The following is a 1,589-nucleotide window of genomic DNA, read 5'->3' on the forward strand; positions in this document are numbered from 1 at the left end:
CGGAGTCGGCTTATATTGAACTCGCGTCGGGCAATAAGGGCGTGGCGTTTTCTTATTCGCAAGGGGATGGAACTCGCTCGGTCTCTTATCAAAAAAATCAGTTATCGGATTTATTGGCCCTGATTCAAATGATCCAGGCAGAACTGGGTCTTATTCCCCGGACGAGAAGACCGGTAAGGTTTCGGTTCTCATGAGTGTGAAGATCGTTGGGTTAGACGGTAAACCACTGATTAACCCAACCACAACAAAAAATGCGCGCGCTGGTACGGGGAAACCGCGTGTCTTATGATGCCACTAAGAGTTTTAGTGATCAACTGGCCTACTGGCAACCGGCATTATGGTCCCCCGATAACGAAATTAATCTTTATCGTGACCAGATTGTGTCCCGTGTGCACGATCTGGCGCGCAATCATGGTTGGGGGCCGCGGGGACGATCACCCTGGTACTGTGGATAATGCGATAGGCACCAATTATCGCCCTGTTTTTAAATCGGACTTATCGCATGCTGGCACTCATCTAAAGAACGCGGCTTACCACCGGCCGGAAGCTGGGCGCAGGCCGATAAATTTGCGCAGGATACCATTAAGGAGCCTGAGAGCCAATGAATTTACCCCATTTAGCCCAGCGATTATTTATAGCTAAGCGACTTAATTTTGATGACAGTATTTATATGAGCTATTCAATTGATTTTAGACGTAAAGTGATATTTACGATGGAAGAAGAAGGGTTGAGTATTCGAGAAACAGCGAAGCAATTTCGTATTGGCTCTGCATCTGTATCGCGTTGGATTATAGCTAAGCATCTTAATTTTGATTATAAAATATATGTTTTTCTCCAATATAAATTTACTGATATAGAGTCATTACTTGTAATCATTTTAAAGTCGCCCAGCTATAAGATTAAACTAAGTATTATTTCAGTCATATTGATAACTACTGTTTGGCAGGGATGCTGAAATCATAGTTAGCAAAATATTTTGCGACAGTATTTTCATCGCTAACATACCAGCTTTTAAGACCCAAACTGTGCAGCAGCAACATTTTCCTCGCTATCATAAAAAAATAGCATTTTCAGCAGAAAATCCCTCTGATTGTAAAAAATATTTATAGATTGCCAGATCAGGTTTACGCATGCCGAGATCTTGGGATAAGTAGAGAAAATCTGAAGAAGCCGCGATTTCAAGATAATGACTAGGCCAATAATTTTGATGTAAACGATTTGTATTGGACAAAATAACCACACGATGGCTTTGCTCACGTAAACGGGTTATAATTTCGATTACATCATAACGCAATGAAACGAAAATGGCGTTCCATCCCAGTGCAAACTCTTCAAAACTTAATGATAAACCTAATTTTTCACTGGTAAATTCAGTAAATTCAAGATCAGAAATTTCATCACATTCATGTAGTTTCATTGTTTCATCTAGTTCAAAATTTTGTGTCAAACTGACGATAGGAATTTTACTTAATTCACTCCAAACTCGTAGAGCTCGATTAAAATCGATATTAATAATTACATTACCCATATCGAAAATATACAGCATAAATTCTCTCCATAGAGACTGATATAACTTTACTATATCATTA

General features: G+C 39.5%; 2 protein-coding genes and 1 pseudogene. 2 read left to right on the top strand and 1 reads right to left on the bottom strand.

All coding sequences use genetic code 11. From position 1 onward, the window contains the following. On the top strand, window positions 1-194 hold a 194-nt coding region (gpW, locus tag ARSQ2_RS09780), incomplete at its 5' end, for a gpW family head-tail joining protein (RefSeq protein WP_181995181.1). Between the two features lie 476 nt (window positions 195-670). After that, the gene (locus ARSQ2_RS09785; protein WP_181995182.1) at window positions 671-955 is read left to right on the top strand and encodes an IS630 transposase-related protein; all 285 of its coding nucleotides are present in this window, start codon (window positions 671-673) and stop codon (window positions 953-955) included. Here ARSQ2_RS09785 and ARSQ2_RS09790 read toward each other — a convergent pair. Then, a pseudogene (locus tag ARSQ2_RS09790) lies at window positions 933-1,546 on the bottom strand (HAD-IA family hydrolase). The gene ARSQ2_RS09785 and the pseudogene ARSQ2_RS09790 sit on opposite strands and share 23 nt — an antisense overlap. Window positions 1,547-1,589: the final 43 nt, after the last annotated feature.

The sequence above is a fragment of the Arsenophonus endosymbiont of Bemisia tabaci Q2 genome (assembly GCF_902713415.1).
GTDB lineage: Bacteria > Pseudomonadota > Gammaproteobacteria > Enterobacterales > Enterobacteriaceae > Arsenophonus.

Coding starts and splice junctions, on each gene's coding strand:
- ARSQ2_RS09785 (WP_181995182.1), top strand. CDS start 671: ATGAGCTATTCAATTGATTTTAGACGTAAAGTGATATTTACGATGGAA.